The sequence below is a fragment of the Pseudomonas sp. TE4620 genome (assembly GCF_056279045.1).
Map to the genome: position 1 here is coordinate 521,726 of NZ_JBWBQO010000001.1, position 22,542 is coordinate 544,267.

The 22,542-nt window shown below is 63.8% G+C and carries 24 protein-coding genes; 17 read left to right on the forward strand and 7 right to left on the reverse strand.

Features of this window, described 5'->3' with window-relative positions:
• Positions 1–80 precede the first annotated feature (80 nt).
• From lysS to ACZ9A3_RS02465, 6 genes are all read left to right on the forward strand, one after another.
• Positions 81–1,583, forward strand: a complete 1,503-nt coding sequence (lysS, locus tag ACZ9A3_RS02440) for a lysine--tRNA ligase (protein WP_045193670.1) — start codon at positions 81–83, stop codon at positions 1,581–1,583.
• Between the two features lie 100 nt (positions 1,584–1,683).
• Positions 1,684–2,388 carry a TetR/AcrR family transcriptional regulator gene (locus tag ACZ9A3_RS02445; RefSeq protein WP_045193669.1) on the forward strand — a complete coding sequence of 235 codons (705 nt, stop codon included), beginning with the start codon at positions 1,684–1,686 and terminating at the stop codon, positions 2,386–2,388.
• 28 nt (positions 2,389–2,416) lie between these two features.
• Positions 2,417–2,962, forward strand: a complete 546-nt coding sequence (locus tag ACZ9A3_RS02450) for a hypothetical protein (protein WP_045193668.1) — start codon at positions 2,417–2,419, stop codon at positions 2,960–2,962.
• 24 nt (positions 2,963–2,986) lie between these two features.
• Positions 2,987–4,264 carry a flavohemoglobin expression-modulating QEGLA motif protein gene (locus tag ACZ9A3_RS02455; protein ID WP_045193667.1) on the forward strand — a complete coding sequence of 426 codons (1,278 nt, stop codon included), beginning with the start codon at positions 2,987–2,989 and terminating at the stop codon, positions 4,262–4,264.
• A complete protein-coding gene (locus tag ACZ9A3_RS02460; RefSeq protein ID WP_476252105.1) occupies positions 4,236–5,159 on the forward strand; it encodes an alpha/beta hydrolase in 924 nt (307 codons plus the stop codon). Before ACZ9A3_RS02455 ends, ACZ9A3_RS02460 begins: the two co-directional genes overlap by 29 nt.
• A complete protein-coding gene (locus tag ACZ9A3_RS02465; RefSeq protein ID WP_093386728.1) occupies positions 5,156–5,485 on the forward strand; it encodes a PA3694 family proteiin in 330 nt (109 codons plus the stop codon). Before ACZ9A3_RS02460 ends, ACZ9A3_RS02465 begins: the two co-directional genes overlap by 4 nt.
• Positions 5,486–5,593: 108 nt before the next feature.
• Here ACZ9A3_RS02465 and lptF read toward each other — a convergent pair whose 3' ends face one another.
• From lptF to ACZ9A3_RS02480, 3 genes are all read right to left on the reverse strand, one after another.
• Positions 5,594–6,382 carry a lipotoxin F family OmpA-related lipoprotein LptF gene (gene lptF / locus ACZ9A3_RS02470; protein ID WP_045193663.1) on the reverse strand — a complete coding sequence of 263 codons (789 nt, stop codon included), beginning with the start codon at positions 6,380–6,382 and terminating at the stop codon, positions 5,594–5,596.
• Positions 6,383–6,432: 50 nt separating this feature from the next.
• Complete coding sequence (locus ACZ9A3_RS02475) at positions 6,433–6,846, reverse strand: DUF4398 domain-containing protein (protein ID WP_045193662.1); 414 nt, start codon at positions 6,844–6,846, stop codon at positions 6,433–6,435.
• 262 nt (positions 6,847–7,108) lie between these two features.
• The gene (locus ACZ9A3_RS02480) at positions 7,109–7,453 is read right to left on the reverse strand and encodes a pilin assembly protein (RefSeq protein ID WP_093386725.1); all 345 of its coding nucleotides are present in this window, start codon (positions 7,451–7,453) and stop codon (positions 7,109–7,111) included.
• A gap of 157 nt (positions 7,454–7,610) precedes the next feature.
• On the opposite strand from ACZ9A3_RS02480, the gene ppc reads away from it, so the two are divergent.
• The 8 genes from ppc (at position 7,611) to ACZ9A3_RS02520 (ending at position 14,779) form a co-directional block, all read left to right on the forward strand.
• Positions 7,611–10,238 (forward strand): phosphoenolpyruvate carboxylase, encoded by a 2,628-nt coding sequence (ppc, locus tag ACZ9A3_RS02485; RefSeq protein WP_195885811.1) that lies wholly within the window; start codon positions 7,611–7,613, stop codon positions 10,236–10,238.
• A gap of 43 nt (positions 10,239–10,281) precedes the next feature.
• Entirely contained in the window at positions 10,282–10,485 is a 204-nt protein-coding gene (locus ACZ9A3_RS02490; protein ID WP_093386719.1) for a hypothetical protein, read from the forward strand.
• A 10-nt stretch (positions 10,486–10,495) separates the two neighbouring features.
• On the forward strand, positions 10,496–11,146 hold the full coding sequence (adk, locus tag ACZ9A3_RS02495) for an adenylate kinase (protein WP_045193658.1): 651 nt from the start codon (positions 10,496–10,498) through the stop codon (positions 11,144–11,146).
• A gap of 87 nt (positions 11,147–11,233) precedes the next feature.
• Complete coding sequence (gene tsaB / locus ACZ9A3_RS02500) at positions 11,234–11,908, forward strand: tRNA (adenosine(37)-N6)-threonylcarbamoyltransferase complex dimerization subunit type 1 TsaB (RefSeq protein WP_045193657.1); 675 nt, start codon at positions 11,234–11,236, stop codon at positions 11,906–11,908.
• 129 nt (positions 11,909–12,037) lie between these two features.
• Complete coding sequence (locus ACZ9A3_RS02505) at positions 12,038–12,340, forward strand: hypothetical protein (RefSeq protein WP_476252106.1); 303 nt, start codon at positions 12,038–12,040, stop codon at positions 12,338–12,340.
• A 3-nt stretch (positions 12,341–12,343) separates the two neighbouring features.
• The gene (locus ACZ9A3_RS02510) at positions 12,344–13,213 is read left to right on the forward strand and encodes a DUF72 domain-containing protein (protein ID WP_045193655.1); all 870 of its coding nucleotides are present in this window, start codon (positions 12,344–12,346) and stop codon (positions 13,211–13,213) included.
• 33 nt (positions 13,214–13,246) lie between these two features.
• Positions 13,247–14,077 (forward strand): isocitrate lyase/PEP mutase family protein, encoded by an 831-nt coding sequence (locus tag ACZ9A3_RS02515; protein ID WP_213602233.1) that lies wholly within the window; start codon positions 13,247–13,249, stop codon positions 14,075–14,077.
• A gap of 6 nt (positions 14,078–14,083) precedes the next feature.
• Positions 14,084–14,779, forward strand: coding sequence for an extensin-like domain-containing protein (locus ACZ9A3_RS02520; protein WP_093386713.1), 696 nt, complete (start codon positions 14,084–14,086; stop codon positions 14,777–14,779).
• A 3-nt stretch (positions 14,780–14,782) separates the two neighbouring features.
• On the opposite strand, the gene ACZ9A3_RS02525 is transcribed toward ACZ9A3_RS02520, so the two are convergent.
• Positions 14,783–15,403 carry an energy transducer TonB gene (locus tag ACZ9A3_RS02525; protein WP_258596791.1) on the reverse strand — a complete coding sequence of 207 codons (621 nt, stop codon included), beginning with the start codon at positions 15,401–15,403 and terminating at the stop codon, positions 14,783–14,785.
• A gap of 95 nt (positions 15,404–15,498) precedes the next feature.
• Here ACZ9A3_RS02525 and ACZ9A3_RS02530 point away from each other — a divergent pair, with 95 nt between their 5' ends.
• On the forward strand, positions 15,499–16,281 hold the full coding sequence (locus ACZ9A3_RS02530) for a class I SAM-dependent methyltransferase (RefSeq protein ID WP_045193652.1): 783 nt from the start codon (positions 15,499–15,501) through the stop codon (positions 16,279–16,281).
• On the opposite strand, the gene ACZ9A3_RS02535 is transcribed toward ACZ9A3_RS02530, so the two are convergent.
• The gene (locus tag ACZ9A3_RS02535; protein ID WP_045193651.1) at positions 16,278–16,910 is read right to left on the reverse strand and encodes a TetR/AcrR family transcriptional regulator; all 633 of its coding nucleotides are present in this window, start codon (positions 16,908–16,910) and stop codon (positions 16,278–16,280) included. The genes ACZ9A3_RS02530 and ACZ9A3_RS02535 overlap by 4 nt on opposite strands.
• 195 nt (positions 16,911–17,105) lie before the next feature.
• Here ACZ9A3_RS02535 and ACZ9A3_RS02540 point away from each other — a divergent pair, with 195 nt between their 5' ends.
• Entirely contained in the window at positions 17,106–18,206 is a 1,101-nt protein-coding gene (locus ACZ9A3_RS02540; RefSeq protein WP_045193650.1) for an efflux RND transporter periplasmic adaptor subunit, read from the forward strand.
• Between the two features lie 6 nt (positions 18,207–18,212).
• Positions 18,213–21,281, forward strand: coding sequence for an efflux RND transporter permease subunit (locus ACZ9A3_RS02545; RefSeq protein WP_045193649.1), 3,069 nt, complete (start codon positions 18,213–18,215; stop codon positions 21,279–21,281).
• A 76-nt stretch (positions 21,282–21,357) separates the two neighbouring features.
• Here ACZ9A3_RS02545 and ACZ9A3_RS02550 read toward each other — a convergent pair whose 3' ends face one another.
• Both ACZ9A3_RS02550 and ACZ9A3_RS02555 read right to left on the reverse strand, forming a co-directional pair.
• The gene (locus tag ACZ9A3_RS02550; protein WP_433886320.1) at positions 21,358–22,047 is read right to left on the reverse strand and encodes a DUF4197 domain-containing protein; all 690 of its coding nucleotides are present in this window, start codon (positions 22,045–22,047) and stop codon (positions 21,358–21,360) included.
• 33 nt (positions 22,048–22,080) lie between these two features.
• A complete protein-coding gene (locus tag ACZ9A3_RS02555; RefSeq protein WP_038996762.1) occupies positions 22,081–22,479 on the reverse strand; it encodes a YbaY family lipoprotein in 399 nt (132 codons plus the stop codon).
• Positions 22,480–22,542: the final 63 nt, after the last annotated feature.

A 22,542-nucleotide genomic window follows, 5' to 3' on the forward strand; every position in this document is an offset into this window, starting at 1 on the left:
GCCGCGATGCCCGGCCGCCCGCCGGCATCGCGTGCCCTGCCCGAAAAGGGCAACGAATACCTGATGGAAAGAATGACGACATGAGCGACCTGAAGACCGAATCGCAAGACCTGCAACAGGAAGAAAACAACCTGATCGCGCTGCGCAAGGAAAAACTTGCTGCCGAGCGCGCCAAGGGTAACGCCTTCCCCAACGACTTCCGCCGTGACAGCTACTGCAACGACCTGCAGAAACAGTATGTCGACAAGACCAAGGAAGAGCTGGAAGCTGCAGCGATTCCGGTCAAGGTTGCCGGGCGCATCATGCTCAACCGTGGCTCGTTCATGGTGATCCAGGACATGACCGGGCGCATCCAGGTCTACGTCAACCGCAAGACCCTGCCGGAAGAAACCCTGGCCGCGGTCAAGACCTGGGACCTGGGCGACATCATCGCCGCCGAAGGTACCCTGGCGCGCTCCGGCAAGGGCGACCTGTACGTCGAAATGACCAGCGTGCGCCTGCTGACCAAGTCGCTGCGCCCGCTGCCGGACAAGCACCACGGCCTGACCGACACCGAGCAGCGCTACCGCCAGCGCTACGTCGACCTGATGGTCAACGATGAAACCCGCCACACCTTCCGCGTTCGCTCGCAGGTCATCGCCCACATCCGCAACTTCCTGATGGCCCGCGACTTCCTCGAAGTCGAGACGCCAATGCTGCAGACCATTCCTGGTGGCGCCGCAGCCAAGCCGTTCGAAACCCACCACAATGCCCTGGACATGCAGATGTTCCTGCGCATCGCCCCGGAGCTGTACCTCAAGCGCCTGGTGGTCGGTGGTTTCGAGAAGGTCTTCGAGATCAACCGCAACTTCCGTAACGAAGGCGTTTCGACCCGGCACAACCCCGAGTTCACCATGCTCGAGTTCTACCAGGCCCACGCCGACTACGAAGACAACATGGACCTCACCGAGGAGCTGTTCCGCGAACTGGCCCAGCTGGTTCTGGGCAGCACCGACGTGCCGTATGGCGACAAGGTGTTCCACTTCGGCGAGCCGTTCGTGCGCCTGTCGGTGTTCGACTCGATCCTCAAGTACAACCCCGAGATCAGCGCCGCCGACCTGCAGGACATCGACAAGGCCCGTGAGATCGCCAAGAAAGCCGGCGCCAAGGTGCTCGGCTTCGAAGGCCTGGGCAAGCTGCAGGTGATGATTTTCGAAGAGCTGGTCGAGCACAAGCTCGAGCAGCCGCACTTCATCACCCAGTACCCGTTCGAAGTCTCGCCGCTGGCCCGTCGCAACGACGACAACCCGAACGTCACCGACCGCTTCGAGCTGTTCATCGGTGGCCGTGAAATCGCCAACGCCTACTCCGAGCTCAACGATGCCGAAGACCAGGCCGAGCGTTTCATGGCCCAGGTGGCCGAGAAAGACGCCGGTGACGACGAAGCCATGCACTACGATGCCGACTTCGTCCGTGCCTTGGAATACGGCATGCCGCCAACCGCCGGTGAAGGCATCGGCATCGACCGTCTGGTGATGCTGCTGACCAACTCGCCATCGATTCGCGACGTCATCCTGTTCCCGCACATGCGCCCACAGGCCTGAGCGAACTGAACAAGCCGCCTTCCGGGGCGGCTTTTTCATGCCTGGAAGAAATTCATCGATCGGATCCAACGTTTGGGGTAGACCAGCAGTGACTCCTGCAATGACTCAACAAGGCGCCGCCTGCGTGGCTACAGCGGTGGCCGAAAGCGTGCAGTACCAGGGCCGCAAGGCCAGCCGCGAAGGCAGCGAGCAGCGCCGCCAGCAGATCCTCGACGCGGCCATGCGCATCGTCGTGCGTGACGGCGTGCGCGGCGTGCGCCACCGCGCGGTGGCAGCCGAGGCCGGCGTGCCGCTGTCGGCGACCACCTATTACTTCAAGGACATCGAAGACCTGCTCACCGACACCTTCGCCCAGTATGTCGAACGCAGCGCGGCCTACATGGCCAAGCTCTGGGAGAACACCGAGGTGGTGCTGCGCCAGTTGCTCTCCCAGGGCGATGGCAGCCCGCAGTGGCGGGCGCGCCTGGCCGATGAAGTAGCGAAGATGACCACCGACTATGTGCAGCGCCAATTGCATAACCGCCGCGACTTTCTGATGGCCGAGCAGGCCTTTCGCCAGGAGGCGCTGCTGTGCCCGCGCCTGGCCGAGCTGGTCAAGCTGCACGAGCAGATTCTGCTGCGCGGCGCCGTGCAGATGCTGCAGGTGGTAGGCTCGTGTCAGCCACAACAGGATGCCCTGGTGTTGACGGCGATTATCGAGCAGATGGAATATCAGGGCCTGCTCGACGCTGAACAAGCCCAGGCTGAAGCGCCGATGCTCGCTATTCTTACCCGGTACCTGCATCTGGTCTTGGCGTCGGTGTAAGGCGCGAACCTATTTCAAGGAGAGGTTGATGAAAGCCAGAACCCTGCTGTTGGCATTGTCGTTCTTGCTGCTTGGCGGTTGTCTGGTCACCTTCAACGAGCCGATTCCGGGCAACAAACCTGCGCCCAAGGCCCTGCTCGGCACCTGGACCAGCAAGGACGCCTGGGGCGAGCCGCTGACCCTGCAGATCAGCCGCAGCGGTGGCAACGCCTACAAGGCAGTGGCCATCGGCAAGAACAAGAAGCGCGACGAGTACGCCTTCACCGTGTCCCAGCACGGCAATCGCTGGTACCTCTCGGCCGGCGTGCCCAAGCGTCTGGGCGGCAACTTCCTGATTGGCGGTTTTGAAGTGCTCGATAACAAGGAACTGGTGGTCTACAACCTTGATGTCGAGCAGGTCAACCAGGCCGTGCAGAAGAAAGAACTCAGCGGCCGCAGCATCGAGGTGCCCGAAGAAAACGGCGAAGGTGTTCTAATCGACAGCCCGGCCGAGCGCGTCCTGGCTTACCTGGACGACCCGGCCAACTCCGACCTGTTCATCGAAGTGGCGCGCTTCAAGCGGGCCGGCAAGTAATCAGCGCAATTCAAGGAGTGTAGGGTGGACGAGTACCAGCAGACGATACGTGCCCTGTCTGATCGCATTGTCCTGGCGCAAACGCCCATTCGCGTGCTTGATGCGGTGAAGTGGGACGACAACATCCGCCAAGGTTTCCTCAAGGCCAAGGGCAAGGAGCTGCCAGCGGTAGACCGCGCCTACTACCAGGGCCGGCCACTGTCGTTCGACTCGGCGGCTGTCAAGCTCGAGTTCCAGAACATCGAGCGCGACATCACCCGCCAGCTTGGCCAGTTCAACCCGGTCGGGCAGATCATGCGGCGCATGTGCAAGGAATACCGCATGGTGGTGCGCATGCTCGAAGCGCGCGGCACCGAGGATTTCGGCCTGATCTCCCAGGAACTGTACGGCGCCGCCTCCGATGCCTTCCATGCCGGTGACCCGACCCTGGCCGACCTCGGCCTGATGCTCTCGGACTACCTGAACAACATCGACGGCCGTGGCGACCTCAAGGACGAGCCGAAGAACCTCACCGCCAAGCAGGCCGTGGAGATGCTCCAGGGCCGCCTGAACAAGGTGTTCAACGAGGCCGAAGACACCATCCGCGTGTTCGAGTCCGACGGTATCGTCGCCGACGCCGCCGCTGGCGCCGACTACATCAAGATCCGCGCCGACGCCATGTTCAACAGCCGCGATGTGCGCGCGCTGGAGGTTCACGAAGGCCTGGTGCACGTCGGCACCACCCTCAACGGTCTCAACCAGCCGATCTGCACCTTCCTGGCCAAGGGCCCGCCCTCGTCGACCGTGACCCAGGAAGGCCTGGCGATCCTCATGGAAGTGATCGCCTTCGCCTCCTACCCTAGCCGCCTGCGCAAGCTGACCAACCGCACCCGCGCCATCCATATGGTCGAGGAGGGCGCCGACTTCATGCAGGTGTATGAGTTTTTCCGCGCCCAGGGTTTCGAGATGGCCGAAAGCTACGGCAACGCCAGCCGGGTGTTCCGCGGCTCGGTGCCCAATGGTTTGCCGTTTACCAAGGACTTGTCCTATCTCAAGGGCTTTATCATGGTTTACAACTATATTCAGTTGGCCGTGCGCAAGGGCAAGCTCGAACAGATCCCCTTGTTGTTCTGCGGCAAGACCACCCTTGAAGACATGCGCACCTTGCGCCAACTGGTCGATGAAGGCCTGGTGGAACCGCCCAAGTACCTGCCTGAGCAGTTTCGCGACCTCAACGCGCTGTCGGCCTGGATGTGTTTCTCCAACTTCCTCAACCACCTGAGCCTGGACCGGATTGAAGCCGATTACTCGAACATTCTCTGAAGCATGGCGCAGGCATCTGGGCCTGCTGCTGGTGCTGCTGAGTCTGGGCGGCTGCAGTTCGCTGTTGTTCTATCCCGAGCCTGGCCAGCCGTTCACCCCCGAGAAAGCCAAACTCGCGTACCGCGACGTGACCCTGACCGCCGCTGACGGCACCCGCCTGCATGGCTGGTGGCTGCCGGCCAAGGCCGGTGTCGAGGTCAAGGGCACGGTGCTGCACCTGCATGGCAATGGCGGCAACCTGGCCTGGCATCTGGGCGGCAGCTGGTGGTTGCCGGAGCAGGGTTATCAGGTGCTGTTGCTCGACTACCGCGGCTACGGCCTGTCGGAGGGCAAGCCCGGGCTGCCGGAGGTCTACCAGGACATCGCTGCGGCGCTGGCCTGGCTGGACCAGGCCCCCGAGGTGCAGGGCAAGCCGCAGATCCTGCTGGGCCAGAGCCTGGGCGGCTCAATGGCTATCCATTACCTGGCCGAGCATCCGCGCCAGGCCGAGCGCTTCAAGGCCATGGTCTTCGATGGCGTACCGGCCAGCTACCGTCAGGTCGGGCGCTTTGCCCTGAGCAATTCGTGGTTGACCTGGCCGCTGCAGGTGCCTTTGTCGTGGCTGGTGCCCGATGGCGACAGTGCGATCCATTCGATAGCACAGATCAAGACCCCGCCCAAGCTGTTCTTCCACAGCATCGACGACCCCATCGTGCCGCTGGTCAACGGCCTGCAGTTGTATCAGGCTGCGCCCCCCCCGAGGGTGTTGCAGCTGACCCGTGGCGGGCATGTGCAGACCTTTGCCGACAAGACCTGGCGCCAGGTCATGTTGCGCTTTCTGGACGACCCGATGCATTTCAACGGGCTGCGGCGCCTGGCCGAAGTCCCCAACTACCCTGACGAGAAGTCGCAATGAGTGAAGAACGCAACGCCATCCCGCTGATCATTACCGGAGTCTGCAGCATCATCGGTACCGTCGCGGCCCTGTGGTACTACGGTTACCTGCATTTCGCCAAGCCCGAGGATGCCTTGCTGCTGTCCGACTTCACCATGCTCAAGACCATCCCTGGCGAGGACTACAAGATCTCCCTGCAGCCGGCCAGCCAGGTGGCGCAGTGCGTCGATGGCGTGCTGGTGTTGTTCGATACCGCGCAAAAAGGCCTGACTGGTGTGCTGGTCAACAACAAGAAGCAGGCGGTGCGTTGCCTGGGTCAGGAAACCCCACAAGAAGTGAAAGAGTAATTGCGGGAGCGGCGGTGCGGCGATCCGACTTGACCCGCGATGAAGGCCCGCAAGCCAAACAAAAATCCCGCCAGACTCGGCGGGATTTTTTTTACTGCACAGCTAGCTTCAGTTCAGCTGGCTGACCGAACGCGGCGCCACCGGCTGGTTGTCGTTGGAAATGGTCACTTCCACCCGACGGTTCTGCGCGCGACCCGAGTTGCTGGTGTTGTCGGCCACCGGATACTCCTTGCCGTAGCCCTGGGCGACGATGCGCGCCGGATCTACACCGGCACGTACCAGCGCCATGCGCACGGCCGCGGCGCGGCGCTCGGACAGCGACTGGTTGTAGTTGGCGCTGCCCTTGCTGTCGGTGTAGCCCTCGACGATCACCTTGCGGTCAGGGTTCTCCTGGAGGAACTGCGCCAGCTTGGTGATGTTCGGGTAGGCGCTGCTCTTGAGCGTGGCCTTGTCGAAGTCGAACAGCACGTCGCCGAAGGTCACCAGGGTGCCGCGGTCGGTCTGCTTGGCGTTGAGGCTGTCCTGCAGCTTCTTGATCTGCGCATCGCGGGCATCCAGGCGCGCCTGGGCACGCTGGGCGGCAGCGTTTTTCAGGTTGCCTTCGGCAGTGCGCAGGGCAATGGTCTGCTTGGCCACTTCAACCCGCTGGTTGGTCAGGTAGGCAAGCTGGTCGACTTTTTTCGAGTCTTCCTTGTCCATGTAGGCTTTGTCGGCCTTATTCAGCCAGTCCTGGGCGTCCTTGGTTTCAAGGGCCGCGACCTTGGCGGCCTGCGGGTTGCTCTGCAGGGCCGAGAAGTTGGTCCGGGCCGATTCCAGGTTGGCGTTCGGCTGCGTCGAGCAGGCGGCCAGGCCAACGCTCAGGGCCAGAAGGGCGGGGATCATCACGTGTTTACGCATAATGGTTCATCCTTTGATCGATTACGAATGCACGGGTCGGTGGGCGGGCGTCATTCGACGCTGCGCATGCCTTCCTCACGCAGGTCCTGAACGCCCTGGCGGGCATCCTGTACGGCTTTCTCGGCCTTGGCGGCCTGGGCCTTGCGCTCGGCGACGCGGGCGTCCCACTCGGCCTGCTCGGCCAGGCGCTTGGCGTCGTCGTACTTCTTGTCGTGCATGGCGATTTCCGCCTGTTTGAGCTTGTCCTGCGCAGCCTTCATCTCGACGGCGGCAAACTCGGTACCGCCGGCGCTGACAGCGGAATTGACCGCCGATTGCGTGACAGCGTACTGCTCGGTAGGTGGGTTGCCGGCACAGCCGGCCAGGACCAGGCTGCTGCCCAGTGCCAGCGCGGCCAGCTTGAGCCCGCGCAGGTGAGTGGACGGGGTGTTTGCGGTGCGGGTCTTCATGGTGGTCAACTCCATTGGATCACTCCTGATGAACAACGAATTCCGTAACAGTCCATCGGCGCGACCCGTCAGCTACGGGACTGCTCTGACCCGGTTCTGAAAGGGTTTTGCCGTGATGGCTATTGGCTGTGACCGAAGCGTTTTTTGAATAGTTCAGAAAAAAGTGCCGCTTGTTCGCGGTTTTTTCTGACTGATCGGTCAGTGGGTTTTTCGTTGAACTTTCAGGCGTGCCGGCGGTACGCGAGCGCTCGCAGCGCGGATCAGGAGGCGGGGTGGATCAAGGCTTGCCGGCCTCTTTGGGGTTGCTCATCTCGTGCAGGTAGCGGCGTGAAAGGGCAAGAAACCGCGGGGTCGGACCGATGTCCTGGTACAGCGGGTCACCCTCTTCGTCGGTGGCAATCACCTGCGCGCCCTGAACATACGGAAAGCTCGCTTCCAGCTCTTCAAGCGCAGCCCCGAGCAGTTCGCCGAGCAGTTCTTCGGGTTGGCGCTTGGGGTACATCTCGGCCAGGGCCGCCAGGCGCGCCGCCGCTTCCATGTCCAGGTGCAGGACATGGCCGGTGGGGCTCAGCGAGCCTTTGGCGTGCTGTTCCCAATGCTGGGCAAGATCACGGATTTTCATGATGGTCTCCTGTATGCCTGTGTTGAGCGTAGTTCACCCAGTAGCTCAACCCTGTAGCTCAGCCATGTAGCCCAGCCGTGGCCCTGCCTTGAAGCCCGGGCGCTACTGGGGCACTCTGGACCCAGAGCGGTTTTCCCGAATGCCGGAGACATGGCTGATGACTGATATCGATGTGCGCTTGCGTGAAGATGTTCATTTGTTGGGCGAGTTGTTGGGCGATACCGTGCGCGAGCAGCACGGCGAAGCGTTTTTGCAGACCATCGAGGACATACGCCGCAGTGCCAAGGCCGACCGCAGCGGTAGCGCCGAGCAACTGAGCTCGACCCTCAATGACCTCGCCGAAGACCAGCTGTTGCCGGTGGCGCGGGCCTTCAACCAGTTTCTCAACCTGGCCAACATCGCCGAGCAGTATCAGCTGATCCGCCGCCGCGACGCCGGCCAGGCCGAACCTTTCGAAGCGCGGGTGCTGCCCGAACTGCTGGCGCGGCTCAAGGCCGCCGGCCACAGCGACGATGCCCTGGCCCGGCAACTGGGCAAGCTCAGCATCGAGCTGGTGCTTACCGCCCACCCGACCGAGGTGGCGCGGCGCACCTTGATCCAGAAGTACGACGCGATTGCCGCGCAACTGGCTGCCCAGGATCACCGCGACCTGACCCCCGCCGAACGCGAGCAGATCCGCGAACGCCTGCAACGGCTGATCGCCGAAGCCTGGCACACCGAAGAAATCCGCCGCACCCGGCCAACCCCGGTAGACGAAGCCAAATGGGGCTTTGCGGTGATCGAGCATTCGCTATGGCAAGCGGTGCCACACCACTTGCGCAAGGTCGACAAGGCCCTGCACCAGGCCACCGGCCTGCGCCTGCCGCTGGAGGCGGCGCCGATCCGCTTTGCCTCGTGGATGGGCGGCGACCGTGACGGCAACCCCAATGTCACTGCGCCGGTGACCCGTGAAGTGCTGTTGCTGGCGCGCTGGATGGCCGCTGACCTGTTTTTACGCGATATCGATGCCCTGGCCGCAGAGCTGTCGATGCAGCAGGCCAGCGAAGCGCTGAGGGCCAAGGTGGGCGAGTCGGCCGAGCCCTATCGCGCCGTGCTCAAGCAATTGCGTGAGCGCCTGCGGGTCACCCGCGCCTGGGCCCATGCCGCGCTGACCACGGCGCAAGCGCCGGCCGCTGAAGTGCTGCAGGACAACCGTGAACTGTTCGAGCCGCTGCAGCTGTGCTTTGAGTCGCTGCACGCCTGTGGCATGGGTGTTATCGCCGACGGCCCGCTGCTCGACTGCCTGCGCCGGGCCGTTACTTTCGGCCTGTTCCTGGTGCGCCTGGACGTGCGCCAGGACGCCGCCCGGCACACCTCGGCGCTGAGTGAAATCACCGAATACCTGGGCCTTGGCCGCTACGCCGAGTGGGATGAAGACGCGCGTGTGGCCTTCCTGCAGCAGGAACTCAACAGCCGGCGGCCACTGCTGCCCAGCTACTTCAGGCCCCAGGCCGACACCGCCGAAGTGCTCGCCACCTGCCGCGAGATTGCCGCTGCACCGGCAGCTTCGCTGGGCTCCTATGTGATCTCCATGGCCGGCGCCGCTTCCGATGTGCTGGCGGTGCAGTTGCTGCTTAAAGAGGCCGGCGTGCTGCGGCCGATGCGCGTGGTGCCGTTGTTTGAAACCCTCGCTGACCTGGACAACGCCGGGCCGGTGATGGAGCGCCTGCTGGGCTTGCCGGGGTATCGCGCCGGCCTGCACGGCCCGCAGGAGGTGATGATCGGCTATTCCGATTCGGCCAAGGATGCCGGCACCACGGCCGCGGCCTGGGCCCAGTACCGCGCCCAGGAAACCCTGGTGCGCATCTGCCGCGAGCAGCAGGTCGAACTGCTGTTGTTCCACGGCCGTGGCGGTACCGTCGGGCGTGGCGGCGGCCCGGCCCACGCGGCGATCCTGTCGCAGCCGCCGGGTTCGGTGGCCGGGCGCTTGCGCACTACCGAGCAGGGCGAGATGATCCGCTTCAAATTCGGCTTGCCGGACATCGCCGAGCAGAACCTGAACCTCTACCTGGCGGCGGTGCTCGAAGCGACCCTGCTGCCACCGCCGCCGCCACAACCGGCCTGGCGCGCGCTGATGGACCAGTTAGCTGCCGACGGCGTCAAGGCCTATCGCGGCGTGGTGCGCGACAACCCCGAGTTCGTCGAGTACTTCCGCCAGTCCACCCCCGAACAGGAACTCGGCCGCCTGCCGCTGGGCAGCCGCCCGGCCAAGCGCCGCGCCGGTGGCATCGAAAGCCTGCGGGCGATCCCGTGGATTTTCGGCTGGACCCAGACCCGCCTGATGCTGCCGGCCTGGCTCGGCTGGGAAGCGGCATTGAACAACGCCCTGGCTCGCGGCCAGGGGCCGTTGCTGGCCGAGATGCGCGAGCAGTGGCCGTTTTTCCGCACACGTATCGACATGCTGGAGATGGTTCTGGCCAAGGCCGATGCCGATATCGCCCGCTCCTACGACGAACGTCTGGTGCAACCAGAACTGCGACCTTTGGGTGCACATTTGCGCGACCTATTGTCGCAGGCGTGCGAGGTGGTGTTGGGGCTGACCGGGCAGCCGGTGCTACTGGCGCACAGCCCCGAAACCCTGGAATTCATCCGCTTGCGCAACACCTATCTGGACCCGCTGCATCTATTGCAGGCTGAGCTGCTGGCGCGCTCGCGTGGGCGTGAAGCCGCTCTGGACAGCCCGTTGGAGCAGGCCTTGCTGGTCACCGTGGCCGGCATCGCGGCAGGTTTGCGCAATACCGGCTGAGTTGGCAAAACGCTTTGCCGAGGGTTTGCCCAGGAAGGGCAGAATGCTTGTAAAGCAACAGGTTGCGCTCGGCGCAACCTGTGCTGCAAGTGGCCACAGTGCGTGGGTTTTTCCGACTTTCGAGCGCTTGTGTGGCTTGCGGGCGCTGTGTATCTTGAGCAGCCTTTTGATCGAAATTACGATCATCACCCAAATTCCGGGATTGGCCCTGCGTGGCAAACCCACTGATTTGCTTACAAAAAAATGAGGAGCACAAGATGCGCGTAATTCTGCTGGGAGCTCCCGGGGCCGGTAAAGGTACTCAGGCAAAGTTCATCACCGAAAAGTTCGGCATTCCACAGATTTCCACTGGCGACATGCTGCGCGCCGCGGTCAAGGCCGGCACCCCGCTGGGCCTGGAAGCCAAGGCGATCATGGACGCTGGCAAGCTGGTCTCCGACGAGCTGATCATCAACCTGGTCAAGGACCGTATTGCCCAGCCTGACTGCGCCAACGGCTTCCTGTTCGACGGCTTCCCGCGCACCATTCCTCAGGCTGAAGCCCTGGTGACTGCTGGCGTCGAGCTGGATGCCGTGGTCGAAATCGCTGTCGAAGACGAAGAAATCGTTCAGCGTATCGCTGGCCGCCGTGTGCACGAAGGTTCGGGCCGCGTTTACCACGTTGTCTACAACCCGCCAAAGGTTGAAGGCAAGGACGACGAAACCGGCGAAGCGCTGGTGCAGCGCAAAGACGACACCGAAGAAACCGTGCGTCATCGCCTGTCGGTCTACCACGACCAGACCAAGCCGCTGGTAGACTTCTACCAGAAGCTGTCGGCTGCCAACGCTGGCAAGCCGAAGTACGCGCATATCGAAGGCGTGGGCTCGGTTGACGCGATCACCGCCAAGGTCCTGGCCGCACTGAGCTGATCGACGCTCGGTAGTGCAGACAACGGCCCGCTTGCGGGCCGTTGTTGTTTATAATGCTGCTCTTTTTTCTTGCCCCTGGAACCCCCGATGACCACCTTGCTGGCCCTCGACACCGCCACCGAAGCCTGCTCCGTTGCCTTGCTGCATGATGGCAAGGTTTCCAGCCACTATGAGGTGATCCCGCGCCTGCACGCGCAGAAGCTGCTGCCGATGATCCAGCAACTGCTGGCCGATGCCGGCGTCACCCTGCAACAGCTCGATGCCATCGCCTTCGGTCGTGGCCCGGGCGCCTTCACTGGCGTGCGCATTGCCATTGGCGTGGTCCAGGGCCTGGCCTTCGCCCTGGAGCGGCCGGTACTGCCGGTGTCCAACCTGGCCGTGCTGGCCCAGCGCGCGATGCGTGAGCAGGGCGTGCAGCAAGTGGCGGCGGCAATCGATGCGCGCATGGACGAGGTCTACTGGGGCTGCTATCGCAACGTTGACGGCGAAATGCGCCTGCAGGGCAAGGAGGCGGTGCTGCCACCGGAGCAGGTGGCCTTGCCCGAGGGTGCCAGCGGCGACTGGTTTGGCGCGGGCACTGGCTGGGGCTATGCCGAGCGCCTGGCGGTCAAGGCCTGCGGCCAGGACGCCAGCCTGCTGCCCCATGCCCAGGACCTGCTGAGCCTGGCGACCTTCGCCTGGCAGCGCGGCGAGGCGATTGCCGCCGACCTCGCGCAGCCTGTGTACCTGCGCGACAAGGTGGCCACGCCGAAAGCGCGCTGAGTGCAGTTCGTCGGTTATTCCCAGGCAAAATAAAACCTTTTGCCCGATCTGTGGTCCAGTTATCAATCGGGCATTAGCGAAGGATCAGCGATGCTGCTAAATTGCCATCACTGCTCCTGAGTAATCGCCATGCGCATAGACGGTTTTTCTTCTCAGTCCTACCCCATCAAGCGAGCCCCGCGCAAAGCGCCGGTACGTACCGATGACGTGGACGACGAAGATCTGCCGGGCGAGTTCGAAGTACAGGCGCAAGCCAGCGCCAGCGCCAGCCACGGCCAGGCGCGCACTGGCGGCCTGCCTGCGCGGCCTCAGGACATGATCTTCCCGCGGGCGCGCAACAAGCGCACCGCCCATGCCCTGGCCAGCTACCTGACCACTGCCGGTTTCGTTGACTGGGAGATGGAAGTACTGGGGCTGGACCTGTACATTTGATGGATGAGTCTGTCCACGCTGCCCTATTTTGTCGGTTGTCCGTCCTGGAGTGAAAACGCCTGGCGCGAGTACCTGTACCCGGCCGAGGCTAAAACCAGCGACTTCCTCGGCCTGTATAGCCAGGTCTTCAATGCCGTAGAAGGCAACACCACCTTTTATGCCCGCCCGGCACCGGCGACCATCGAACGCTGGGCGCAGCTGATGCCGGCGCACTTTCGCTTCACCGCCAAGTTCCCCGGCGACATCAGCCACAGCGGTGACCTGCACGCTCAACTGGCCGCCGCCCAGTCCTTCATCGAATTGCTCAAGCCCCTTGGCGCACGGGTTGCGCCGTACTGGCTGCAGTTGCCGGCAACCTTCGGCCCGGCGCGCCTGAGCGAGCTAGTGAGCTTTATCGACGAAGCTGGCGTGCCCATCGCCGTGGAGGTGCGCAATGCGGCATTCTTCAGCAAGGGCGAGGAAGAGCGCCTACTCAACCGCCTGCTGCTTGAGCGTGGTGTGGAGCGCATCTGTCTCGACCCTCGCGCGTTGTTCAGTTGTACTTCACAGACGCCCGAGGTGCTCCACGCCCAGTCGAAAAAGCCGCGCGTGCCGCCTCGCCCGACCGCCTTTACCCAGCACCCGCAGATCCGCTTCATCGGCCACCCGGAGCTGGCCGCCAACGAGCCGTTTCTGCTGCCGTGGCTGGACAAGGTCGCGGCCTGGATCGAGGAGGGGCGCAGCCCCTATGTTTTCCTGCATACTGCCGACAACCGCCTGGCCGCCGCCCTGGCCCGGCGTTTTCATCAAGGCCTGATGGAGCGCCTGCCGGGGCTTGCGGCCTTGCCTGAACTGGACCGCACGCCAGAAGCCGAACAACTCGGCCTGCTCTGAGCGCGTCCTGCCGCCTGCCTGGGAGCCGAGATCATGGATGTGCAAACCCTGCGTGCCGAAGCCTTCAAAGCCCTGCATGAGCGCGATGGCGCCTTTGTCATTCCCAACCCCTGGGATGCCGGCTCGGCCAAGCTGCTGGCCAGCCTCGGCTTCGAGGCGTTGGCCACCACCAGCGCCGGCCTGGCGTTCTCCCTGGGGCGGCCAGATGCCGAAGGGGCGATGAGCCTGGATGAAACCCTGGTCAATGCCCGCGCCATTGTCGATGCCACGGCATTGCCGGTGGCTGCCGACCTTGAGAACGGTTTCAGCGACGACCCCAAGGGCTGTGCCGAGGCGATCCTGCAGGGCGCCGCCATTGGCCTGGTGGGCGGCTCGATCGAGGATGCCAGCGGCAATGCCGACGAGCCAATCTACAGCTTCTATCACGCCGTGGAGCGGGTCGAGGCGGCCGTCACCGCCGCGCGCAGCCTGGACTTTCCGTTCATGCTCTGTGCCCGCGCGGAAAACCTGCTGCACGGGCGCATGGACCTGGACGACACCATCGCCCGCCTGCAGGCCTTCGCCGAAGCCGGTGCCGATGTGCTGTATGCGCCGGGCTTGCGTACGGCCGAGGAGATCCGTCGGGTGGTCCAGGCGGTGGCGCCGAAGCCGGTCAATGTGCTGATGGGCCTGAGCGGTGTGCGCTTGAGTTTTGCCGACGTTCAAGCGCTGGGGGTCAAGCGCATCAGCGTCGGCTCATCGCTGGCGCGGGCCGCCTATGGGGCGTTTTTCAACGCTGCGCAGCAGATTCATGATCAAGGCTGTTTTGACTACGCCGACCAGGCGCTGTCGTTCGACCAGCTCAACCAGTTGTTCAGGCGCTGATCGACCATGCGCAAAGGATTGCTCGCGGTACTGTGTCTGATTCTGCTCGTTGCACTGGGTGCTGCCTGGCGCCTGGGCTGGCATCTGCCGGATGCCTGGAACCCCTGGGCGGTGCTGGATGTGCGCCAGCCGCCGAACTTGCTTACGCCGTATAAATTGGGCCGCCTTGAGGATGATCCGCAGCTGTGCGAGCAGGCCCTGGCCACCTCCAGCCTGCGCTACCGCAAGCAGGCCGACAGCCCCGCCAATGCGCCGTGCCCCCTGGAAAACGTGGTGCGCGTCGAAGGCTCGTCGGTGCGCCTGAGCAGCAGCTTTCTCGCCAGTTGCCCCTTGGCGGTGGCTTATGCGCTGTTCGAGCGCCACGCTCTGCAACCGGCGGCACAGCGCGCCTTTGCCCAGCCGGTGGTGCAGGTCGATCACCTGGGCAGCTTTGCCTGTCGCAACATGTACAACCGCAAGAATGGCCGCCTGAGCCAGCACGCCACGGCCAATGCCCTGGATATCGCCGGCTTTCGCCTGGCGGACGGGCAGCGTATCCAGTTGCTCAAGGACTGGCCGGGCGAGGGCGTCAAAGCGAAGTTTTTAAGGGATGTGCACGCCAGTGCCTGCGACAGTTTCAACACGGTGCTGGGGCCTGAGTACAACGCCGCGCATCGCAATCACTTTCACCTGGACATGGGCTTCTGGCAGATCTGCCGCTAAGGCTCAGGCGGCGATGCGCACGTTGTTCAGCACCACCGGGCGAGCCCAGCGGTTGTCGAAGTCCAGCTGCGATTGCTGCACGGCCATGGTGGCGTCGTCGAAGGGCTCCGGCGCCTTGTCCAGCAGGTCCATCTCGAATTCGGCGATCGGCAGGTACAACGGTTTGGCCTGTGGTGCCGGGCCGGGTTCGGGCAGCGGGTGGCCCTGGCTCATGACTACCGGGCGTACCCAGGTGTTGCTGATATCCAGCTGGCGCTGTTGCTCGATGAGTTCGGCGGCGCTGAACGGCGGCGCGAGTTTTTCCAGCAGCTCCGGCTCAAGCTCGGCGATCGGCAGGAACAGCGGCTCTGGCGGGGCCAGTTCGGTGTCGTGCACATCGCACAGGCGCTGGTTGTGGATCTGCGCCAGCACCTGGCTGCCGCCCAGCGGCTCGCCGGTGACCTTGTCGAACTGCTCGGTGGCCACGGCCTTGGCCGCGTCCTCCTGACCTTGCTGCTCAGCCAGGGCGCGGGCAAAAAAATCCTGCCACAGGTGGCTGACGCCGCCCAGTGCCTGGGTATTGTGCCGGCCATAGTCGCCGACGGGCGAGATATAACCTGAGTTGAGCTGAAGAATGTCGGTCATGGCAGTCGCAGAGGGTGCTGGTCTGGCAAAATAGCGAATACTTCGTATATCGGCCGCGGCCGACGATCATTTAATTTTTTTGAGTACAGGATTTGATGGTGGAGCAACTGGCTGACGGCGGCATCCGGGTCGAGGCATTGACGGCCGATTATCAGGCCCAGGCTGGCGAGTGGGCGCGGCGTCTGGGATTGCCGCTGAGCGATGACAATGCAGGCTTTGCCGTGCAGATCGGCGCCGATGGCCTTCAGATCCAGCAGCTCGGTGCGCAGGCGCCGGGGCCGGTGCGGGTGGATTTTGTCGAAGGCGCGGCGGCGCACCGGCGGGTGTTCGGCGGCGGCAGCGGGCAGATGATCGCCAAGGCCGTGGGCGTCGCCCAGGGCGTGCGCCCGCAGGTGCTCGATGCCACGGCGGGGCTGGGCAAGGACGCTTTCGTGCTGGCGAGCCTCGGTTGCCAGATGACCCTGATCGAGCGCCAGCCGCTGGTCGCGGCCTTGCTCGAAGACGGCCTGGCCCGCGCCCGCAGCGATGCCGAGGTGGGCCCGATCGTTGCGCGCATGCAACTGCTCACCGGCAATGCCATCGAGCGTATGCGCACCTGGCAGGGTGAGCCGCCGCAGGTGATCTACCTCGACCCGATGTTCCCTCATCGCGACAAGAGCGCCCTGGTAAAAAAGGAAATGCGCGTGTTCCGCCCGCTGGTTGGTGACGACCTCGACGCCCCGGCGCTGCTCGAAGCCGCCCTGGCCCTGGCCAGCCACCGGGTGGTGGTCAAGCGCCCGCGCAAGGCGCCGATCATCGACGGGCCCAAGCCCAGCCACTGCCTGGAAGGCAAATCCAGCCGCTACGACATCTATCCGAAAAAAGCCCTCAAGGCTTAAGGTCGGTAAGCGCGCATGAACAGCGCCACCACTTCTTGCACATGGGCCTCGGAGGCCTCGGCATCCAGCGCCGGGGCATAGCCGAGCAACAGGCGGAAGTTGGCCGCGCCCTTGAGCAGGCAGAAGAAGTGCTCGGCGGCGTTGGCCGGCAATTCAATGCGCAGCAGCCCGCGGGCATCCACCTGGCGCAGCAGCGCCTCCATCTCGTGCAGCACCCGCAACGGGCCGGCCTCGAAGAAGATCTGGCTGAGTTTCGGGTCCTGATTGCCCAGGGCCATGATCAGCCGGTGCAGCTTGACCGACAGGTCGCTGCTGATCAGCGCCTGAAAGCCGCGGCCGATCTTCAGCAGCACCTGTTCCAGCGGAACCCCTTCAGGAAGCTCGAAAATCAGCTCGGGCAACTGCGCCGTGCAGGTGGCGACCACTGCCGAAGAGAACAGCGTCTCCTTGTCGGTAAAGTGGCTGTAGACCGTGAGTTTTGACACACCTGCCGCTGTCGCGACCGCATCCATGCTGGTGTTGGCATAGCCAAGGGTTAGAAACAGCGCCTTGGCTGCCTCGAGAATGGCCTGGCGTTTTGCCAGGTCCTTGGGCCGGCCGGGGCCGGTAGCAGCGGTGACTTTGGGCATGAGTGAAAAGTTACATATTCCAGTAAGTGCACATGGTACATCGCGACCGGCATTTCGGCGGGCAAAAATCGACGCGCTGCTCCCGGCGTAAATATGGGATTTCTCGCGCAGGCCTGCTTCCCCGCTCCGGTTCCCTGATTTAATATACCCGCCAGTATAAATATTCAAAGCGCCATTCGCGAAAGGTCATCCATCATGTTGCGCCATGCCTTGCCCCTCGCTTTGCCCGTTGGTCTCGTGCTGTTGCTTGCTGCCTGCGGGCAGGAAAGCGCACCGCAGACTTCCCTTCGTCCGGCCATGGTGGTGCAGCCGCAGCCGGCCAGCGCCGCCGCCGACAGCTACCCCGGCGAGGTGCGTGCGCGCTTCGAGCCGGAGCTGGCGTTCCGCATCGGTGGCAAGGTCAGCAAGCGCCTGGTCGAGGAGGGGCAGCGGGTCAAGGCCGAACAGCCACTGGCCGAACTCGACCCCCAGGATGTGCGCCTGCAACTGGAAGCCAGCCGTGCCCAATTGGCCGCTGCCGAAGCCAACCTGAACCTGGTCAAGGCCGAGCGCGACCGCTACAAGACCCTGCTCGACCGGCAGATGGTCAGCCATTCGCAATACGACAACGCCGAAAACCTCTACCGTGCTGGCCTGGCCCGGCTCAAGCAAGTGCGCGCCGAGTTCGACGTCGCCGGCAACCAGGCAGAATATGCCGTACTGCGCGCGTCCCAGGACGGCGTGATCGCCAAGCGCCAGGTTGAGGTGGGCCAGGTGGTGGCTGCGGGGCAGACGGTGTTCACCCTGGCCGCCGATGGCGAGCGCGAAGTGCTGATCGGCCTGCCTGAGCAGAATTTTGGCCGCTTCAAGGTCGGCCAGACGGTGGCGGTGGAGCTCTGGTCGCAACCGGATCAACGCTTCAATGGCCGGATTCGCGAACTGTCGCCTTCGGCCGACCCGCGCTCGCGAACCTTCGCTGCGCGCATCGCCTTTACCGCCGGCAAGGTGCCGGCCGAGCTTGGGCAAAGCGCCCGGGTGTACATCCAGCACGCCGAGAACATTCCCCTGGCGGTGCCGCTCTCGGCGCTGACCGCAGAAAACGGCCAGACCTACGTCTGGCGTGTCGATGCCAACAACACCCTCAAGCGCGTACCGGTGCGGGTGGGTGCCTACGGTGAAAACAGCGTGCCAGTGCTCGAAGGCCTGAATGCCTCGGACTGGGTGGTGGCGGCCGGCGTGCATGTACTCCAGGAGGGGCAGCAGGTTCGTCCGGTGGACCGGTCCAATCGTGTGGTGAATCTGGCGGCCAAGGAGTAAGTCCCGATGGGTTTCAACCTTTCCGCCTGGGCCCTGCGCAATCGGCAGATCGTGCTGTTCCTGATGATTTTGCTGGCTGTGGTCGGCGCGCTGTCCTACACCAAGCTGGGGCAGAGCGAAGACCCTCCGTTTACCTTCAAGGCCATGGTCATTCGCACCAACTGGCCAGGGGCCAGCGCCGAGGAAGTCTCACGCCAGGTCACCGAGCGTATCGAAAAGAAGCTGATGGAAACCGGCGAGTACGAGAAGATCGTCTCGTTCTCGCGGCCCGGTGAATCGCAGGTCACCTTTATGGCCCGCGACTCGATGCATTCGGCCGATATCCCCGAGCTCTGGTACCAGATCCGCAAGAAGGTCGCCGATATCCGCCACACCTTGCCGCAGGGTATCCAGGGGCCGTTCTTCAACGATGAGTTCGGCACCACCTTCGGCAATATCTACGCGCTGACCGGTGACGGTTTCGATTACGCCGTGCTCAAGGACTACGCCGACCGCGTGCAGATCCAGTTGCAGCGGGTCAAGGACGTCGGCAAGGTCGAGCTGCTTGGCCTGCAGGACGAGAAGATCTGGATCGAGCTGTCCAACCTCAAGCTGGCCACCCTCGGCCTGCCCCTGGCAGCGGTGCAACAGGCGCTGGAAGAACAGAACGCGGTGAGCACCGCAGGCTTCTTCGAGACGCCGAGCGAGCGCCTGCAACTGCGGGTCAGCGGGCGCTTTACCACGGTCGAGCAAATCCAGCAGTTCCCGATCCGGGTCGGTGACCGCACTTTCCGTATCGGCGATGTTGCCGAGGTGCGCCGGGGCTTCAACGATCCGCCCGCGCCGCGCATGCGCTTCATGGGCGAGGACGCCATCGGCCTGGCGGTGTCGATGAAGGCTGGCGGTGACATTCTGGTGCTGGGCAAGGCGCTGGAAACCGAGTTCGCCCGCATTGCCCACAACCTGCCGGCCGGCATGGAGCTGCGCAAGGTCTCCGACCAGCCAGCGGCGGTGAAGACCGGCGTCGGCGAGTTCGTTCAGGTGCTGGTTGAAGCGCTGGCCATTGTCTTGCTGGTGAGCTTCTTCTCGCTGGGCATGCGCACCGGCCTGGTGGTGGCCCTGGCCATTCCGCTGGTGCTGGCGATGACCTTTGCCGCCATGTACTACTTCGGCATCGGTTTGCACAAGATCTCCCTCGGCGCGTTGGTGCTGGCCCTGGGCTTGCTGGTGGATGATGCGATCATTGCCGTGGAGATGATGGCGATCAAGATGGAGCAGGGTTTCGACCGGTTCAAGGCCGCCAGCTACGCCTGGACCAGCACCGCCTTCCCGATGCTCACCGGCACCCTGATCACCGCCGCAGGCTTCTTGCCAATTGCCACCGCGCAATCCGGCACGGGTGAATACACCCGTTCGATCTTCCAGGTGGTGACCATCGCCTTGCTCGCCTCCTGGGTTGCCGCGGTGGTGTTCGTGCCGTACCTGGGTGAGCGGTTGTTGCCTGACCTGGCCAAGCTGCATGCGGCCAAGCACGGCACCGCCGAAGGCGGCCCTGACCCTTACGGCACGCCGTTCTACCAGCGCGTGCGGCGCCTGGTGGGCTGGTGCGTGGAGCGGCGCAAGACGGTGATCGTGGCGACCATCGCGCTGTTTGTCGGCAGCATCTTGCTGTTCCGTTTCGTGCCCCAGCAGTTCTTCCCGGCTTCCGGGCGCCTGGAACTGATGGTCGATCTGAAGCTGGCCGAAGGCGCCTCGCTGAGCAACACCGCCGATCAGGTCAAGCGCCTGGAAGCGCTGCTCAAGGAACGCGCCGGCATCGACAACTATGTGGCCTATGTCGGCACCGGCTCGCCGCGGTTCTACTTGCCACTCGACCAGCAACTGCCGGCGCCGAGTTTCGCCCAGTTCGTGGTGCTGGCGAAAACCATCGAGGAGCGCGAACAGCTGCGTAGCTGGCTGATCGCAACCCTCGACGAGCAGTTCCCCGACCTGCGTTCGCGGGTCACGCGCCTGGAAAACGGCCCGCCCGTGGGTTACCCGGTACAGTTCCGGGTCACTGGTGAGCACATCGAGCAGGTGCGTGCCCTGGCCCGCAAAGTGGCCGCCAAGGTGCGCGAGAACCCCCACGTGGTCAACGTTCACCTGGACTGGGAAGAGCCGAGCAAGGTGGTCTACCTGAACATCGACCAGGACCGCGCCCGCGCCCTGGGGGTGAGCACGGCGAACCTGGCGAAGTTCCTGCAAAGCTCGCTGACTGGTTCGGCTGTCAGCCAGTTCCGCGAGGACAACGAGCTGATCGAGATCCTCCTGCGCGGTACCCAGCAGGAGCGCAGCGAGCTTGCCAACCTGCCGAGCCTGGCGGTGCCTACCGACAATGGCCGCAGTGTGGCGCTGTCGCAGGTGGCAACCCTGGAATACGGCTTTGAAGAAGGTGTGATCTGGCACCGCAACCGCCTGCCCAACGTCACCGTGCGCGCCGACATCTATGGCAAGGAACAGCCGGTCACCCTGGTCAAGCAGATCCTGCCGACCCTGGACCCGATACGTGCCGAGCTGCCCGATGGCTACCTGCTGGACGTGGGTGGCACAGTGGAGGACTCCACTCGCGGGCAGAAATCGGTGAACGCCGGGGTGCCGTTGTTCATCGTCGTGGTCCTGACCCTGCTGATGCTGCAACTGCGCAGTTTCTCGCGCACGGTGATGGTGTTCCTCACCGCGCCCCTGGGGTTGATCGGCGTGACCCTGTTCTTGCTGGTGTTCCGCCAGCCGTTCGGTTTTGTCGCGATGCTCGGGACCATCGCCCTGTCGGGGATGATCATGCGCAACTCGGTGATCCTGGTCGATCAGATCGAGCAGGACATCGCTGCCGGGCTGGACCGCTGGCAGGCGATTATCGAGGCGACAGTAAGGCGCTTCCGGCCAATCGTACTGACCGCCCTGGCGGCGGTGCTGGCGATGATCCCGCTGTCACGCAGCGTGTTCTTCGGGCCGATGGCGGTGGCGATCATGGGTGGCTTGATCGTGGCGACGGCGTTGACGCTGTTGTTCCTGCCGGCGCTGTATGCGGCGTGGTTCAGGGTCAGAAAGAGCAGTTGAGAGCTACAAGCGGCAAGCTGCAAGAGGTGCTGTTCACACTGCTTGTGGCTTGCCGCTTGAAGCTTGTAGCTGGCGCTTACAGCGCGCCAAACACCTTCTTGGCAATGCTGGTAGCTGCCGCCGCCGGGTTCTGGCGGATGGTTTCTTCTTGCTTGGCAATCATCTCGAACAGGCCGTTGAGCGCTTGTTCGGTCACGTAGCCTTCGACGTTGGCGTTCTTGGCATCGAGCACGCCCAGGGTCGCTGCTTGCCCGGCAAAGTTGTTGTACTGCTGGGCCAGGCCGACCTGGTCGGTGGCTTTCTTGACGATCGGCAGGAACTTGGCGCGGATCTGCTCGCGGCTGGTTTTGCTCAGGTATTGGGTAGCCGAGTCGTTGCCGCCGCTGAGGATGCCCTTGGCATCGTCCACGGTCATCTTCTTCACGGCATCCACCAGCAGCGCCTGGGCCTGCGGTACGGCGGCCTCGGCGGCCTTGTTCATGCTGGTTTCCAGCTGATCGACCTGGGCGCCCATGCCGAAGGCTTTCATCTTCTTGGCGACTTTGCCCAGGTTGCCGGGCAGTTCGATGCGCACATCCGGGTTACTGCTGAAGCCACCCGGGGTACCCAGTTGTTTCACCGCTACCTGGGCACCCTGGGTCAGGGCGTCTTTGAGGCCGGTGGAGGCATCTTTTTGCGAGAGGTCGCCGAGCGACAGCGCCAGGGCGCTGGCCGACAGCAACAGGCCGGCGCACAGGCCGGTGAAGGTTAGAGCGGGGCGGAACATGGCAGCATCCTTATACGAAGGAAAAACAATCAATCAACGAACGGCATCGACCTTGATGCGTACCGGCTGCGGGTCGTTGCCATCAAGTTGCACGCCATGGTGCTCGGTGTTGATGAACAGCAGCTTGCCGTCCAGTTCGATCCGCGCGCTCACTGCATAGCGGTGGCCGGGCTTGACCTGGGCCGGGTCGTAGCTCAGGTGGAAGGGCAGCGGCACATTGCCTTTGACCGGGCCGCTCTGGCTGGCCAGGGTAACGGCGGGGGCGTCCATCAGCGACACGTCCTGCAGGGCCACGCTCAGGGTGGCGGCGGGCGGCAGGGCGATGCGTTGCAGGTAGAAGACCTCGCCGTCGAGGCTGGCCTTGGGGGCTTCAGGGGTGCTGCTGCACGCGGCCAGCAGGCTGCCAAGAAGGATCAGGGACAGTTTTTTCATCAGTAGCTCCTTAGCGCCGGCGCCGCGGTTGCGGTCGCCAGGCGGTTCGATTCGTGTTGCTCC